Below are 14,974 nucleotides of genomic sequence, written 5' to 3'. Positions count from 1 at the left end.
TGGGCAAGGAAGCGAGGCGGGCTTGACTATGCGGTGCAACGTGGGGCGGGTTACAGCGTGACGGCGCCGCCGGCAATGGTGAGCAAGGTGCCCGAGGTGTAGCTGGCGGTATCGGCTGCCAGCATCACGTACGCCGATGCCAGCTCGACCGGCTGCCCGGGGCGGCCCATCGGTGTCTGGCCGCCGAAGTTTTCCACCGACTCCTCATCCATGCCTGCGGGAATGAACGGCGTCCAGATCGGACCCGGCAATACCGCATTGACGCGGATGTGCTTGTCGGCCAGTACGCCGGCCAGGCCAATGGTCAGGTTGGCCAATGCCCCCTTGGTGGCGGCATACGGCAGGATGTTCGGCGTCGGTTTCTTGGATTGCACCGAGGCGGTGTTGATGATGGAGCCACCGTCGGTCATCAGCGGCACCGACAACTGCACCAGATGGAACACGGCATGCACGTTGGTGTCGAAGGTCTTGCGCCACTCCTCCAGCGTGATGTCCTCAAACGTTTCGAAATACTGCTGGTAGCCGGCGTTGTTGACCAGGATGTCCAGGCCGCCGAAGGTGCTGTTGACCTTGTCGATCAACGCAGCGGCCTGGGCGGGGTCGCTGATATCGCAGCCCACCAGCAACGCCTTGACGCCGGCCTTCTCGATCAATGCGCCGATTTTGGCGGCGTCTTCCTGCTCATCGGGAAGATAGGCGATTGCCACGTCGGCCCCCTCGCGTGCATACGCGATCGCCACGGCCGCGCCGATGCCGCTGTCTCCGCCGGTGATCAACGCACGTTTGCCGGTGAGCTGCCCGTGGCCGACATAACTGTCTTCGCCATGGTCCGGGCGCGGGTCCATCTTTTCGGTACGCCCGGGGAAACCCTGTTGCTGCGGTTTGAACGGCGGGCGGGGGTAGTTGGGTACGGGCATTGATGTCTCCTGGCGAGATGACGCATCACTGTGATGCAGCAGTGTGCGCACGCAAACGTAAACGCACGGGCTAGGCGATGTCGGCGGCGTGTGTGGTGCCGCCGCCGCTTGGGCGCGCACCGCTTGCTTCACGCCACCGCGCAGCTTTGTTCACTGCTCTGCAATGCGCACCGGCCTAGCGTGGGCTCATGACCACAACGCAGGAGAACGACGATGGGCAGTGAACCGAAGAAGCCGTGGGGTCCGGACGATGATCAGAAAAAGCCGTTTACGCCGCAGGAACAGCGCAACGAGGATGTGGAGTGGAAGGTCCACGACATGCCCGATGAAGACCGCGATGTGAACAAGGCCGACCCTGAACACGATTACGAACGCCCGGACGGCTCAGAAAAGCGCTGAGTCACGCGCAATGCTGCAATTGCGGCGTCCGTCATGCCGGCGCACGCAAACGCGCGCCGCGTCATGGCGCTGGCGTGGCGGATCCATGCACACCGTCTCTACGCCTGCCGCGTAGGCTAGCGGTCACACCTCGCGATCACGGCTTGCATCCATTGGCCCTGAAGCCACGGTTGCGCGACGCTGCAACCAGCGTCTTGGCTCGCCTCATCGCCCCTCAACCGCTTCGCCGCCACATCACGGCGCAAGCGAGCTGATCCAGCAGCTCGGTCCAACCGCGTCCGTGCGCAGGCCGCGCTCCCATCCCCATCAAAGCTTGCGCTATTTGGCGTTTCGACGCATTCGACGCGTCGACCGACCCCAACCGTGACGCTTGGCACTGGCGTAATCCCGCGCTGCCCTGCGTACTTCGGGCAAACTTCTACGGCGAGCTCGACTCTGGGGAAGCGAGCGCCAGGTGGCCGGACGGCCGTGACAGCGATGTGCGATTTTCGTGGTGGCGTGCAGGCGCGTTTTTCGCGCCGCCGTCACAATTCTCAACTGAACATGTATTAGTCATTGCGGACAGAAGCGCTCATGGACCGTCTTTCCTGCGCCATCATCGACGACGACGTGGAGTTCTGCGATCAGGTGGTTGAGCTAGCCACCGATAGCGGCTTCCGTGCCAAGGGCATCCACACCCTTGGCGAAGCCAGCCGTTGGCTGGACAGCAACTTTCCCGACCTGTTGGTGGTGGATGTTGGCCTGCCCGACGGCAGCGGTTTCGATCTCATCGAACGGCTCGACCCGGATCACACGCCGCAGATCGTGGTGGTCTCGGGCGATTACGCCTACGAAACCCAGGGCCGCGCGCAGCAGTTCGGCGTCAGCGAGTTCCTCACCAAACCGTTCGCGCCCGAACGGCTGGAACGCGTGCTCGGCGGCCTGCGTGAGGCGCAGCAGGGCAACCTGGGCATCATCGGCAACAGCGACAGCATCGTGCTGTTGCGCAAGGACATCGTGCGCGTGGCGCCGACCGATCTGAATGTGCTGGTGACCGGCGAAACCGGCACCGGCAAGGACCTGGTCGCACGCGCCATCCATCGGGTCTCCGGCCGGCGTGGTCGCTTCGTGCCGGTCAACTGCGGCGCCATTCCCGAGGAACTGCTGGCCAGCCAGCTGTTCGGCCACGAGCGTGGCAGCTTCACCGGTGCCGATCGTCGGCATGCCGGGTTCCTGGAGCAGGCCGCCGATGGCACGCTGTTCCTGGATGAGATCGGCGAGATGCCGACCCGGCTGCAGGTCTACCTGCTGCGCGCGATCGAGTCGCGCAGCTTCATGCGTGTGGGCGGCAGCGAGGAAATTCCGCTGGACGCGCGGGTCGTCGCGGCGACGCACCAGCATGTGCAACGCGAGCACGGCGTGCTGCGCGAGGATCTGTTCTACCGGCTCAACGAATACCCGATCCAGGTGCCGCCGCTGCGCGAGCGTCGCGGCGATGCGCGTCTGCTGGGCCTGCGCGTGATAGACGAGCTCAACGTCAAGTACGGCACCCGCAAGCTGCCGACCAAATCGTTGCTGCGTTATCTGGCCTACCACACCTGGCCGGGGAACGTGCGCGAGTTGCGCTCGTTCATCCGCTACCTGTACCTGCGCTCGGACGGCGACCTGTTGAGCGCGCCGGATGTGGTGCAGACCGTGCCGCAGGCCGACGAAGACGGCTTGCTGATTCCGGCGGGGTGGACCATGCGCCAGGCCGAGGACGCCATGATCGAGGCGGCACTGGCGCGCACGCGCTTCAACAAGAAGGCGGCGGCGCGCGAATTGGGGATCAGCGTGCGCACGCTGCACAACCGGCTCAGCGACAAGGACGCGTAAGTGAGCGACGCATCGCATGGACGGCGGCGCGAGCTGCTGCATCAGCTGCGCAACCGCCTCAACGTGATGGGCTTTGCGTTGTATGCATTACGCAGCGAGACCTCCAAGCCCATGGAGACCTTGCGTGCCACCCATCAGTCGGCGGTGGAGTTGCTCAACCAGCTCGGCGAGGAAGAGCGCGCCCTGCGCCAGGACGGTGTGGTGCCTACCGACGGCACCGATCAGTAATGCTCGGCCGGTTGGGTCTGGCTGCTGAGCAGCGCGGTGATCGTTCGCGGGTTGTAGGGCTTCATGCAGTACGACAGGTGCGCAAACCGCGGCGGTAGCGTGTAGCGGTCGTAGCCGGAGCAGAACGAAAACGGTACCCCGCGCTGCAGCAGCGCATCGGCCACCGGAAACACCGGTTGGCCACGCACATTGACGTCGAGCAATGCGCCGTCGATGGTCTGCCCGGAGGTCACCAGCGACAGCGCCTCGGGCACATTGCCCACCGGTCCGAGCACGCAGACGCCGGCCTCCACCAACAGGTCGTTGAGTGATTCGGCCAGCAGGTAATCATCCTCGACCACGAGGATGCGAAGTCCGTTGAGTGGATTGTCCAGCATGGGAATTCCTCGCGCGGTGGCGCGGTCCGGCGACGCGCACGCCATAGTGCGCGCCGTGTCGGTTAAGGCCGCGCGTAAGCAGGCGCTTCCAGACCCATTGCGTGCAGTGCCTGTACCGCTCAGATGCCGCGTAGCGGTAGAGGCAGGTTTACGCCATCATTGACGATTGCGCCTGACACCCGGCGCCGTTGATGCGATGGCTGCAATGACAGACGACGACACCTCCTGCGACGACACCGCAGCGGCCACTGCGCCCGATGCCGTGACGCCACCGCCGTTGTTCATTCTCGGTGTCGGTGCCGATGGCCTGGACGCCACGCGCCTGGCCGAACTGCTCGACGCAGTGGCCGGCGCGCCCAATCTGGTCATCATGCTGTTGCTGCGCGATCGCCACCTGCTCGACGAGTCGCGCCTGCGCGAGTTGCTCGGCCCGCAATCCAGTCTGCTGCTGGCACCTGAAGATGGCGATGCGCTGCATCCCGGACGCATCTACCTGCCGCCCAGCCAGACGCTGGTGACCCTGGAAGAAGGCCGGCTGCGGCTGCGCCCGCTGGAGGACGCCAGCGATCACGGCCTGATCGACAGCTTCTTCGTCTCGATGGCGCATGACCAGGACGGCAACGTGATCGGCGTGATCATGGGGCGCTTCGATGGCGACGGCACCCTCGGCACCGCGGCCATCAAGGAGTGTGGCGGCCTGGCGCTGGCGGTGGACGACCCGTCCTTGCACGGCATGGATCTGCGCAATGCCGGCAACCCGGCCGCCATCAGCGACGACATCCTGCCGCTGCCGCGGGTGGCCGCACGCATCGCCGCACACATGCAGCGCCACCATCGCTTCGGTCATCCGGCACCGGTGGGCGTGCGCAACGGCAGCGAGAACGATCAGCTCAGCCAGGTCGCCAGCATCCTGCGCAATGCCACCGGCCACGATTTCCATGGGTACAAGCGCGCCACGTTCCTGCGCCGCGTGCAGCGCCGCATGCAGGTGGTGCAGGCGGACACGCTGGAGCAGTATCTGGAGCAGCTGCGCAGCCGCTTCGACGAACCGCTGTTGTTGTTCAACGATCTGCTGATCGGCGTGACCCAGTTCTTCCGCGACCGCCGCGAGTTCGAGTTCCTGGAGCAGCAAGTGATTCCGCGCCTGTTCCAGGGCAAGCAGCCGGGCGACCACCTGCGTGTGTGGGTGCTGGGCTGTTCCACCGGCGAAGAGGCGTATTCGCTGGCGATGCTGTTGCGCGAGCATGCGCAGACGCTGGACGTGGCGCCACGCATCCAGATCTTCGCCAGCGACATCGACGGGCGGGCATTGGCCATTGCGCGGGTGGGGCGTTATTCGTCCAGCATCGTCGCCGATGTGGGGCCGGAGCGCCTGCAACGCTGGTTCGTCAAGGAAGGCGACACCTACGTGGTGAGCAAGCAGCTGCGCGAGTTGTGCGTGTTCTCGCAGCACAGCATCGTCAAGGACCCGCCGTTCTCGCGGCTGGATCTGGTGTCGTGCCGCAACCTGCTGATCTACCTGGATGCCGAGCTGCAGAACCGGGTGATCCCGGTGTTTCACTTTGCGCTCAAGCCGGGCGGCTACCTGTTCCTGGGCAATGCCGAAAACGTCTCGCGGCATGCCAAGTTGTTCGCACCGGTGGAGCGCAGCTTCCGCGTGTTCCAGAAGATCGATGCCGACAGCCGCATGCATGCCCCCTTCCCGTCGTCTGCCCCCGGACTGGACGGCCACGCGCCGGCAGCAAGCCGCCAGCAGCGCAGCGTCAGCAATGCACTGGTGCTTGCCGGCGAGCGCATCGCCGACCGCTACGCGCCGGCCTATGCGGTGCTGGACGAGCATTTCGATGTGCTGCATTTCTCCTCGCAGGCCGGACGCTTCATCCGTCCCGGCGGCGGCGCGCCCAGCCTCAACCTGCTCAACCTCGTTCACCGCGACCTGCGGCTGGAGTTGCGCAGCGCGCTCAGCCGTGCCGAAGCGGACATGACGCCGGTGCAGGCCAAGGGCATCCAGATGCACGAGGATGCGGCGACCCTGGCGGTGGACCTGTTCGTGGAGCCGACCTCGGATTCGGAGGTGCCGCGCGGCTACGTGGTGCTGTTCCAGGAAGTGGAAGCGCGTGAGCTGGCCGAGCTGGCGCCGCCGAAAGACACCGTGTCCGACAACGCACATGTGCAGGCGCTGGAGAACGAGCTGCGCATGACCCGCGAGCGGCTGCAGTCGATGATCGAGGAGCTGGAGAGCACCAACGAAGAGCTCAAGTCCTCCAACGAGGAGTACCAGTCGCTCAACGAAGAACTGCAGAGCGCCAACGAAGAACTGGAAACCTCCAAGGAAGAGCTGCAGTCGGTCAACGAGGAAGTCACCACGGTCAACGGCGAGCTGGCCCACCGCGTGCAGGAACTGGCGCATGCCAACAGCGACCTGAAGAACCTGCTGGAAAGCACCCAGATCGCGACCGTGTTCCTGGACAACGAGCTGCGCGTCACCAACTTCACCCCCGCGGTGACCGACATCCTGCCGTTGGTGGAAAGCGATATCCACCGGCCGATCAGCAACATCAAGCTGCACGTGGCCTACGACGAACTGCAGGACGATGTGCGTCGGGTGATCCGCACGCTGGCGGTGCTGGATCGCGAAGTGGAAAACCCCGCCACGCGTGCCCGCTACATGGTGCGGGTGCTGCCATACCGCACGGTCAACAACTTCATCGGCGGCGCGGTGTTGACCTTCATGGATGTCACCCCGCTGACGCGCGCCGAGCGCGCGTTGCGCAGCAGCGAGCAGCGCCTGCGTACCTTGATGGAGGGGATTCCACAACTGGTGTGGCGTTCGCGCGATGGCGGCCGCTGGACCTGGTCCAGCCCGCAATGGTCCAGCTATACCGGGCAACACGATGGGCAGAGCCTGGAGCTGGGCTGGTTGCAGGCAGTGCATCCGGACGAGCGCGAGCTGACCTTGAATGCCTGGCACGACAGTGCGCGCACCGGCGGGCTGGACGTGGAGCACCGCCTGTTCAATGCAGCCGAGCACCGCTACCGCTGGTTCCATACGCGCAGCGCGCCAGTGCTGGACGAACGTGGCCAGGTGCTGGAGTGGCTGGGAACCTCGACCGAATCGGACAACCTGCGCCGCCTGCAGGATGAGCAGCGCGTGCTGGTCAGCGAATTGCAGCATCGCACCCGCAACCTGATCACCGTGGTGCAGTCGGTCGCCAAGCAGACCGTACAGACCAGCCACAGCATGCCGGAATTCGCCGGCAGGTTCGACGACCGGCTCTCGGCGTTGTCGCGCGTGCAAGGGCTGTTGTCGCAGTCGGACAACGCGCCCACCACCATTGGCGCATTGCTGCGCATGGAGCTGGATGCGCTCGGTGCCGAGCCCGACCAACGGCGCATCGTGGTGGACGGCCCGGAGGTGGCATTGCGCAAGTCCACCGTGCAGACGCTGGCGCTGGCACTGCACGAGCTCGCGACCAATGCACTCAAGCATGGCGCATTGGCGGTAGCGACCGGCACCTTGTCGGTGCGCTGGGAAGTGGTGACCAACGACGACGCCTCGACGCGCCTGGTGTTGTTGTGGACCGAAGAAGGCGCCAGCCAGCAACGACGCAACGATCGCGACCAGGCAAGCGGATTCGGCCGCCGCCTGATCGAAAAAGCCCTGCCGTACAGCCATGGCGCGCAGACGCGTTACGAGCTCAGCGATACACGCCTGGAATGCGAGATCCAGTTGCCGCTGACCTCGCTGCACGATCCATAGCCGAGCGCACGCGTGCGTGCAGTCTCTGCGCACGCTGGCAGGCGCTACGGTGCCGATGTGCGAATGCAGTGCACATCCACGCGCCCGCACGGAAAATCCTGCGCGTGCGTGCAGATGTTTGCGACCAATTCGCACCTCGCAGCGCCGCCGCTGCCGCTGCCGTCATCCAAGACCGTTGCAGGACGCCTGTGTGCGGGATCGAAAAACTTGGCGCGTATTGTGCGTAGCTGCTGCTGTCATCAAGCTGCACAGTGGAGTCAACATGATTACGCGCATCTTTCAGTTGTCAGGCCGCGTTGCGAGCAATGCCTGGGTCGAGATCGGTGTCGGTGCCGATGCCGACATTCTGGTTGCCGACCGTGGCGGCAGACGCGAGGAGCGTGCAACCTTCGGTCGACGTGCGCCGGGACAGCAGCGCTCGATCAATACGCAGGAGCCGGAGTGGCTGGGGCGGGTCGACCTCGCCATCTGGGAAACCCAGCGCTGCCTGATCCCGCTGTGCGGATTCGTCTGCACCGCATCGGCAGATGGCGCCACCTCGGCAACCTGGTTGAGCCAGGACGGGGGGGCGCTGTACGCCGCAGGCCTGCGCAATGTCATGGATATCGGCGGCCGCCTGCAGATGGGGTTCTCACTGCTGGTCGCGTCCTCGGCCAGCCTGCCGACACAGCGTCCCTTATGCGTCGACGGCGATGCCACGCAGTGGCTGCAGCGCAGTGGCGAGGAGGCGATGCGTCACCTCCTGCCCTGGCGGCTGGAGCGTTGCACCACCGCGGCGGACGTGCGGCCCGAGTGGGCCACCGATGCGCAGGCCCGACAGGCCGCGCCGGTGTGAGGCGTGGGGGCAGGCAGTGACAACGAGAGGCCCGGTGGGCCTCTTTTTTTGTCGTTCGGTAATGCGTTGCACACGGGTCGGCGTCGCTTAGCGCGCCAGCTGCAGTGCGTGGTCGTGGCAGATGATGTGCCCAGGTACGGCAACAGCCACCTGCAGGACCGTCAACGGAAAGTACGTCGCGCATTAAAAAGCCCGGGTCGCGAACGACCCGGGCTAATCTCAGCAATCGCTGTCGAGGACGATCAGCGCTGGATGTCGCCAGTGGTGGAGCCGGCCCCCGGGCCTGCGCCCAGGTCTGCACCGGTCACCCGATCCAGTTCCGGGTTGGACAGCAGGCGCAGCGACATCGCATCCAGTGCTTCGGTCTGCGTTGCATCCAGCGTGACCGTGGCCGAGCCATCGCCGCCGTCCACCGCGGACTGCAGCTCACGGTCTTCCACCACGTCCCACTGCTCGCCGGCATTCCAGGGGCCGACCGTATCGCCTTCGCCCTGCGACATGTTGTAGTAGACGTCGGTGAAGCGCGGGTCGCCCGGCAGCTTGCCCGGCGGGAAGTTCGGTTCGATCGCGTACAGCGCCTTCTCGAAGGATTTCTGATGCGCCACTTCGCGCGTCATCAAAAAGCGCAGCGCATCGACGATACCCGGATCATCGGTGACGGTGATCAGGCGCTCGTAGACCAGCTTGGCGCGGGCTTCGGCAGCGATGTTGGAGCGCATGTCCGAGGTCGGGCAGCCGATCGAATCGACATAAGCCGAGGTCCACGGCACGCCGCTGGAATTGACCAGCGCCGGGCCGCCGCCGTACAGGATCTGCTGGGTGTGGCTGGTGCTGTTCTGGGTCATGGAGCGCATCTCCATGGCCTCTTCCATGCCCTCGGACAACACGGCCTTCGGGCCCTTGTTGAGCATGGCGATGATCGAACCGATGATTTCCAGGTGGCTCAGTTCTTCGGTGGCGATATCGAACAACAGGTCCTTGCGGCCCGGATCGTTTTCGCCCAGTGCCTGGGTGAAGTACCGCATCGCCGCGGCAAGCTCGCCCTGTGGTCCGCCGAACTGCTCAAGCATCAACGTGGCCAGATCCGGATTGGGTTCGGCGACGCGAACGGTGTACATCAAACGCTTGTTATGCATGAACATGGGTCGTGTTTCCTGGCTGGCGCCCGGCGACAACTGCAACGCGGCATGCGCGCAGAAACCTGAGGCTGGCTACGGGTGGGGGTTGCCTGCGGGATGCAGGCAAACGCAGGCGGCAGCGCCGCCTGCGCAGTGCATCAGGCCGCCTTGCTGGGCTTGGATGCCTTCTGATTGCCGCCTTGCTCGGCAAGCAGGGTCAGCTTTTCATCGGTGGCTTTTTCTTCTTCCAGCGTGGACAGCAGCAAGGTGACCGCATCGGTGTAGCCCAGCTGCTTTGCGATCGCTGCAATGGTGCCGTACGAGGCGATCTCGTAATGCTCCACCTTCTGCGCGCCGCCAATCAGTGCCGCATCGCGTACCGGACCTTCCTCGATCTCATCGATCACCTCACGGCTTTCCTCGACCAGACCTTCCATCGCGGCACACTTGATGCGCTTGAGCTTGATGCCGAGCAGTTCGACGATCTGGTCGATGCGTTCGATCTGGCCCTGGGTTTCTTCCAGATGCAGCTTGAACGCTTCCACCAGCTTGGGTTCGGTTGCCGCTCGTGCCAGACGCGGCAGTGATTTGGTCAACTGCTTTTCTGCGCTGTAGATGTCCGACAGCTCGTGGACGAAAAGCTCTTCAATTGTCTTGATCGCCATGGGCGGCTCCTAGGGGATGAATGGATGGATGAACAATGCGGTGCACCGGGTGTGGGTCTTGCCCTTCGATGCGCGCGAGCCAGCAGTTGCATCGCCTCGACGGCACGCTGCCTGCCATGACGCGTGGCATGCAGCGTTGGGTCGTGCACATGCACGCTGTCTCGCATGGTCGCTACGCTAGCTGTCGGCGTGTTAGCGCAATTGGTGGATGCGGTGATCCCGATGCGATGGCGACCTGTGCCGTACGCTGCGTCGGCCACACGCGGTCGCCGATGCGATGGCGCCGCGTGGTGGGGCCGCGTGGTGGGGCCGCGCTGCAAATGACAGGGGCACTTTCTCAAGCTGCGCCCGTGCACCGCGCATGGTGAATGCGCTACCTGCCGCATCACGCACGCACCTTGCGCAGAGGGCAGGCCGGCGATTCGCGCCAGTATCGGCACCGTGCAGCATGGACGGCGGAGGATGCACGCCGTTGCGGACCGATGCGCTACAACCGATGGCTCGTCCTTGCCCCGGAGGCTGCCATGACGCCGTTGGACAAACCGCTACGCCGCGAGCTGCAGATCGGCGAGCAGGCCTACACCTTGATCATCGACCCGCAGGGCTTGAAGCTGGTCGAAAAAGGCCGCCGCAACGGCGTGACCTTGCGCTGGGACGAGCTGGTCAGCGGCGATGCCGCACTGGCCCACGCGCTGCAGGCCTCGCTCGGCGAGTCCTGACTGCAGCGCGCAGGCAAGGCGACTCAGGCCTGAGGAAACAGCCGCGCCAGCTCGCGGACCGCCGCTGCGGATGCGGCGTGATCCGGCGTGGGGTCGGGGTTGTTGAAATCGTTGGCACCCTGCGCCTGCACCAGCACGCCATCGCGGCGTGGCACCACGTTGAGATTGTGGCCGCGCCACACCAGCCCGTAGGTCACTTCCGGTTGCGGAATCAGGCGCGCGGTCTGCCCGCGCACCGGGATGACGCTGTCGTCGCCAAGCAAGGCACGCGCCCCGTAGCCGGTGGCATTGACCAGGATCTTCTCGCGCAACTGGCCGAACTGGCGCGGGTGGTCGAAGCTGCGCGTCTGCAGCTCGCCGCCGGCCTGCAGAAAGTCGTCCATCAGCAGCCGCGCATAGGCGCTGAGGTTGAAGGTCAACTGGCTGTAGCGACGCACGAACGGCACCGGAAACGGATGCCTGCCGGGGGCGACCGGCTGCGAGCGCGGGCCGAGATCGTCGAGTAGTTCGCGCTCCAGCGGCGGGTAGTCCGGTTCGTGCGCTTCGGCCGATGCGCTCGGCTGGTCGAACGGCACATCCGACAGCGCGTAACCATCGCGCCATTCGATCGGCTCGCCCGGCAGGCCCAGCAGGGTCTGGTAGCGGCGGAACGAGATGCGCGCCATCTCTTCCCAGCGGGTCCTGAAATCGGCGCTGGCATATTCGCTGGTGCACACCCGCGAGTCCGGCGACCACACGCCGGTGGCGTAGAACGAGCGCACGTCCGGCAGGCGCTCGCGCGCATAGATGCGCACGCGCAGGCCCGCGCGTTGCGCCACCAGCGCGGTGGTCAGCCCGATCGCACCGCAGCCGATCACCGCCAGCTCGCGCACATCCGCATCGGCCGCGCGCACCAGCCGCAGCGCGTGCTCGGCCGCGCCCCACGACAGCGACCACCCGCTGCCGCCATGTCCATAGTTGTGCACCACCGTCTTGCGGCCGATGCGCTCGGCCTCGATCCGCGGCCCCTGCGCACGGAACGGGCGGGTGCAGCCGTTGATCGCAATGATGCGATCGACGGACGCACGGATCGGTGCCAGCGGCAGCGCTGCGGCGAACTGCTCGGGCAGGGCGCCCGGTGGCATGGCGGGCAATGGCGAAGACGGCGCAGCGGCCGCCTTGCCGGTCGCGGCCCAGCTTCCGGTGGAAGCGGCCGCAAGCGCAAGACCGGCGCTGTGCAGGAAATGACGACGGTGCATGCGACTCCTGAGCGGTATGGAGGAGATGATCGGGACCACGGCGCCTGCGCGACCGGCCACGCGCCGCGCGCACCACGCAGCATCGGTAGAAGCCGGGAGCTGCGTCGCCGCGCGCGACGCCCGGTGGCCGCCGCTTGCGGACCTGGAGCATACCGCGCGCGTCAGCGCCTGCCATCGCCGGCCGGGCCGGGTTTCGCACCGCGATCCGGGCAATTGGGGCCGCGCTGACGGCCATTCGTCGCCCGGGGCTTTCGTCCGATCGCTTGCCGGCTATGCTCGCCGCGTCCCAACCCGACGAGTCGCCACCCGTGTCTGCCAGCGTCTTCCTGATCGTACGTATCGTGTTCGCCTGGGCGGCGGCGTTGGTGGTGGCCGGGATCATGTGGGCGCAGCTGTTCGGCTCCACCGGCGCGTTCTTCGGGCTGATCTGCGTGGTGCTGCTGACCCTGGCCCTGATGAGTGCGATCACCCATGTGCGGCGGGTGCGCCTGATCGCCGGGCGGCTGGATCACGACACCTTGTCGACCCGCCAGCGGCGCCAGATCGAAGTGCCGCTGGACGTGCAGGCCAGCTTCGCCGTGGTCGAAGAGGCGGTGCGCGTGCTGCCACGCGTGCAGGACATCGAGTGCGCGCCCGGCAGCCTGCTGATCCGCGCCAAGGTGCGCCGCATCGACCCCTACGAAGGACGCCAGCCCTCGCGCTGGAACCTGTTCGCGCGTTTTGCGATCAAGCGCAACCAGGTGCTGGTGACGATCACGCCAGGGCAGGGCACCAGCAGCGTCACCGTGCTGTGCGAGCCGGACGCCGGCGCCTGGGTGGACCTGTTTGCGGTGGACGAAGGCAGCAATTACGAGAACGCCGAGGCGATCAACCGCGCGGTGGTGCGGCGGGTCGGCGAGCAGCGCCGCGACGAACAGGCCGCGGCCGAGCAGTCGGTGATGGAAAAGGAGCTGGCCGTGGCACGCCTGAATCTGCTGCATGCCCAGGTGGAGCCGCACTTTCTCTACAACACGCTGGCCAGTGCGCAGGTACTGGCGCGCACCGACCCGCCGCGCGCCGACATCATGATCGGCCATCTGATCCAGTACCTGCGCAGCTCGCTGCCCAGCGCCGACGGGGCCATCTCCACCCTGGGCGAGGAACTGGAGCGCACCCAGGCCTACCTGGAGATCCTGCGCATCCGCATGGGCACGCGGCTGGCGCTGCAGGTGGAGGTGCCGTACGAACTGCGCGCGCTGCAACTGCCCTCGATGATGCTGCAGACCCTGGTGGAGAATGCGATCAAGCATGGGCTGGAACCCAAGCCCGGCGGCGGCACGGTGTGGATCCTGGCGCGTCGCATCGACGACCATGCCACGCTGACCGTGGCCGACGATGGCCAGGGCTTCAGCACGCACACGCAAGGTACCGGCATCGGCCTGAAGAACCTGCGCGAACGTCTGCAGCTGATCTACGCCGGCAGGGCCAGCTTTGCCATCGTGTCCAACTTCCCCAGCGGTGTGGCCGCCACCATCACCTTGCCGCTGCCCGCGTCCATCATGCCGCCGCCGGTGCCCGCTGCGCAGATTCATGCCACACAGGTGCAGGCATGAGCGCGCTGCGTGCGGTGATCGCCGAAGACGAGGCGCTGCTGCGGCAATCGTTGCTGACCCTGCTGGCGCAGGTGTGCCCGCAACCGCAGATCGTGGGCGAATGCGAGGACGGCGCCAGCGCGCTGGAAACCATCGCCACGCAGCAGCCCGATGTGGTGTTCCTGGATATCCGCATGCCCGGGCTCACCGGCATCGAGGTGGCGCGTGCACTGCGCGAAGTCAGCCCGCGCACCCAGGTGGTGTTCGTCACCGCCTACGATCAGTACGCCATCGATGCGTTCGAACACGGCGCGGTGGACTACCTGCTCAAGCCGATCAGCCGCGAGCGCCTGCAGGCCACCTGGCAGCGCGTGCAACAGCGCGCCGCCGCCGGCCAGCCGGACGGCCAGCTGCTGGAGGCCTTGTTGCAGCGCCTGTCCGCGCGCCCTGCCGCCGCCAGCGCCGCGCCACCGCTGGCCTGGCTCACCGCCAGCAGCGGCCGCGAAACGCGCCTGATCGCGCTGGACGAGGTGGCGTATTTCCAGGCCGATCAGAAATACACCACGGTGATGACTGCCGCCGGCGAGGCGATCCTGCGCACGCCGCTGCGCGAGTTGCTCGACGTGCTGGACCCGCAGGTGTTCAAGCAGATCCACCGCTCCACCATCGTCAACATGAAGGCGGTCGCCTCGGTGGTGCGCGAGGACACCGGCAAGGGCCGGCTGGCGCTGCGCGGGCGCAGCGAAACGCTCACCGTCAGCCAACCCTTCATGAGCCTGTTCCGCGGCATGTAATTCCCCCGATCGCATCGACTGAAAGGATTGCTGATATGCGCCTGATCGCCTCCCTCGTGTATTGCCTGCTGGCATTGGCCGGTTGCCACGACCGCAACGGCACCACCTCCATCACCCGCGCCACCAGCAATGGCCAGGACGTGCTGTTCAGCAAGACCCTGGCCACTGCCACCGATCTCAATGTGCACTGCCTGGCCAGCAGCAGCGGTCGCTGCCATTACCTGGTCTACGAGGACCACTGCGCTGCGTCTGCCGCCGGGCAGGCCGCGGGCACGCCGGCCTGCGCACGCAGGACCCTGGACAGCTTTGCGCTGACACCCGGGCAGGTGCGCGAACTGCACGGCATCCCGCGTCAGGCGCGCACCTGCGTGGATACCAGCGCGCCCGGCGCCGATTGCCATGGCTGAGCCGGGCGTCTGACGCCGGAACCGGCGCAACGACGCTTCATCCCTGTCGTGAGGCAGGCCGCGACCGGACCCAAGCCTGAATACGCACTGAC

Annotated in this window: 14 protein-coding genes; 9 read left to right on the top strand and 5 right to left on the bottom strand. The window is 66.1% G+C overall.

Annotated features, from left to right (window positions below):
• Positions 1–50: 50 nt before the first annotated feature.
• On the bottom strand, positions 51–917 hold the full coding sequence (locus H7A86_RS17665; protein ID WP_119131733.1) for a glucose 1-dehydrogenase: 867 nt from the start codon (positions 915–917) through the stop codon (positions 51–53).
• 213 nt (positions 918–1,130) lie between these two features.
• On the opposite strand from H7A86_RS17665, the gene H7A86_RS17660 reads away from it, so the two are divergent.
• The 3 genes from H7A86_RS17660 to H7A86_RS17650 all read left to right on the top strand — a co-directional run bounded on the left by H7A86_RS17660 (position 1,131) and on the right by H7A86_RS17650 (position 3,398).
• On the top strand, positions 1,131–1,316 hold the full coding sequence (locus H7A86_RS17660; protein WP_104535190.1) for a hypothetical protein: 186 nt from the start codon (positions 1,131–1,133) through the stop codon (positions 1,314–1,316).
• A 573-nt stretch (positions 1,317–1,889) separates the two neighbouring features.
• Entirely contained in the window at positions 1,890–3,170 is a 1,281-nt protein-coding gene (locus tag H7A86_RS17655; protein ID WP_104583191.1) for a sigma-54-dependent transcriptional regulator, read from the top strand.
• On the top strand, positions 3,171–3,398 hold the full coding sequence (locus H7A86_RS17650) for a hypothetical protein (RefSeq protein ID WP_180707931.1): 228 nt from the start codon (positions 3,171–3,173) through the stop codon (positions 3,396–3,398).
• Here the strand turns inward: H7A86_RS17650 and H7A86_RS17645 are convergent.
• Entirely contained in the window at positions 3,392–3,775 is a 384-nt protein-coding gene (locus tag H7A86_RS17645) for a response regulator (RefSeq protein ID WP_104583192.1), read from the bottom strand. The two genes, H7A86_RS17650 and H7A86_RS17645, sit on opposite strands and share 7 nt — an antisense overlap.
• A gap of 205 nt (positions 3,776–3,980) precedes the next feature.
• On the opposite strand from H7A86_RS17645, the gene H7A86_RS17640 reads away from it, so the two are divergent.
• A complete protein-coding gene (locus H7A86_RS17640; RefSeq protein ID WP_180707930.1) occupies positions 3,981–7,535 on the top strand; it encodes a CheR family methyltransferase in 3,555 nt (1,184 codons plus the stop codon).
• Positions 7,536–7,797: 262 nt separating this feature from the next.
• Positions 7,798–8,370, top strand: a complete 573-nt coding sequence (locus H7A86_RS17635; RefSeq protein WP_119131734.1) for a hypothetical protein — start codon at positions 7,798–7,800, stop codon at positions 8,368–8,370.
• 242 nt (positions 8,371–8,612) lie between these two features.
• Here H7A86_RS17635 and H7A86_RS17630 read toward each other — a convergent pair whose 3' ends face one another.
• Together H7A86_RS17630 and H7A86_RS17625 are read right to left on the bottom strand one after the other, a co-directional pair.
• Positions 8,613–9,512 (bottom strand): manganese catalase family protein, encoded by a 900-nt coding sequence (locus H7A86_RS17630; RefSeq protein ID WP_104583194.1) that lies wholly within the window; start codon positions 9,510–9,512, stop codon positions 8,613–8,615.
• Between the two features lie 134 nt (positions 9,513–9,646).
• Positions 9,647–10,153, bottom strand: a complete 507-nt coding sequence (locus tag H7A86_RS17625) for a YciE/YciF ferroxidase family protein (protein WP_104583195.1) — start codon at positions 10,151–10,153, stop codon at positions 9,647–9,649.
• A 524-nt stretch (positions 10,154–10,677) separates the two neighbouring features.
• On the opposite strand from H7A86_RS17625, the gene H7A86_RS17620 reads away from it, so the two are divergent.
• The gene (locus H7A86_RS17620) at positions 10,678–10,872 is read left to right on the top strand and encodes a hypothetical protein (protein ID WP_119131869.1); all 195 of its coding nucleotides are present in this window, start codon (positions 10,678–10,680) and stop codon (positions 10,870–10,872) included.
• A gap of 23 nt (positions 10,873–10,895) precedes the next feature.
• Here H7A86_RS17620 and H7A86_RS17615 read toward each other — a convergent pair whose 3' ends face one another.
• Positions 10,896–12,110 carry an FAD-dependent oxidoreductase gene (locus H7A86_RS17615; protein ID WP_119131735.1) on the bottom strand — a complete coding sequence of 405 codons (1,215 nt, stop codon included), beginning with the start codon at positions 12,108–12,110 and terminating at the stop codon, positions 10,896–10,898.
• 308 nt (positions 12,111–12,418) lie between these two features.
• Between H7A86_RS17615 and H7A86_RS17610 the strand changes: the two genes are divergently transcribed.
• Genes H7A86_RS17610 through H7A86_RS17600 form a run of 3 tightly spaced genes read left to right on the top strand, consistent with a single transcriptional unit; the run spans position 12,419 to position 14,882 of the window.
• Positions 12,419–13,702 (top strand): sensor histidine kinase, encoded by a 1,284-nt coding sequence (locus H7A86_RS17610; RefSeq protein WP_119128354.1) that lies wholly within the window; start codon positions 12,419–12,421, stop codon positions 13,700–13,702.
• Positions 13,699–14,475, top strand: a complete 777-nt coding sequence (locus tag H7A86_RS17605; RefSeq protein WP_119131736.1) for a LytR/AlgR family response regulator transcription factor — start codon at positions 13,699–13,701, stop codon at positions 14,473–14,475. The genes H7A86_RS17610 and H7A86_RS17605 overlap by 4 nt, the downstream gene beginning before the upstream one ends.
• 35 nt (positions 14,476–14,510) lie before the next feature.
• Positions 14,511–14,882, top strand: a complete 372-nt coding sequence (locus H7A86_RS17600) for a hypothetical protein (protein ID WP_119131737.1) — start codon at positions 14,511–14,513, stop codon at positions 14,880–14,882.
• Positions 14,883–14,974: the final 92 nt, after the last annotated feature.

It is taken from the genome of Xanthomonas euroxanthea, assembly GCF_903989455.1.
GTDB classification, from domain to species: domain Bacteria; phylum Pseudomonadota; class Gammaproteobacteria; order Xanthomonadales; family Xanthomonadaceae; genus Xanthomonas; species Xanthomonas euroxanthea.
The sequence above is the reverse complement of the archived record's forward strand: the minus strand, read 5'-3'. Positions and strand labels throughout refer to the sequence as shown.

Excerpts from the sequence above, each read along its gene's own strand:
- H7A86_RS17665 (WP_119131733.1), bottom strand. The coding sequence starts at position 917 with ATGCCCGTACCCAACTACCCCCGCCCGCCGTTCAAACCGCAGCAACAG.
- H7A86_RS17660 (WP_104535190.1), top strand. The coding sequence starts at position 1,131 with ATGGGCAGTGAACCGAAGAAGCCGTGGGGTCCGGACGATGATCAGAAA.
- H7A86_RS17655 (WP_104583191.1), top strand. The coding sequence starts at position 1,890 with ATGGACCGTCTTTCCTGCGCCATCATCGACGACGACGTGGAGTTCTGC.
- H7A86_RS17645 (WP_104583192.1), bottom strand. The coding sequence starts at position 3,775 with ATGCTGGACAATCCACTCAACGGACTTCGCATCCTCGTGGTCGAGGAT.
- H7A86_RS17640 (WP_180707930.1), top strand. The coding sequence starts at position 3,981 with ATGACAGACGACGACACCTCCTGCGACGACACCGCAGCGGCCACTGCG.
- H7A86_RS17635 (WP_119131734.1), top strand. The coding sequence starts at position 7,798 with ATGATTACGCGCATCTTTCAGTTGTCAGGCCGCGTTGCGAGCAATGCC.
- H7A86_RS17630 (WP_104583194.1), bottom strand. The coding sequence starts at position 9,512 with ATGTTCATGCATAACAAGCGTTTGATGTACACCGTTCGCGTCGCCGAA.
- H7A86_RS17625 (WP_104583195.1), bottom strand. The coding sequence starts at position 10,153 with ATGGCGATCAAGACAATTGAAGAGCTTTTCGTCCACGAGCTGTCGGAC.
- H7A86_RS17620 (WP_119131869.1), top strand. The coding sequence starts at position 10,678 with ATGACGCCGTTGGACAAACCGCTACGCCGCGAGCTGCAGATCGGCGAG.
- H7A86_RS17615 (WP_119131735.1), bottom strand. The coding sequence starts at position 12,110 with ATGCACCGTCGTCATTTCCTGCACAGCGCCGGTCTTGCGCTTGCGGCC.
- H7A86_RS17605 (WP_119131736.1), top strand. The coding sequence starts at position 13,699 with ATGAGCGCGCTGCGTGCGGTGATCGCCGAAGACGAGGCGCTGCTGCGG.
- H7A86_RS17600 (WP_119131737.1), top strand. The coding sequence starts at position 14,511 with ATGCGCCTGATCGCCTCCCTCGTGTATTGCCTGCTGGCATTGGCCGGT.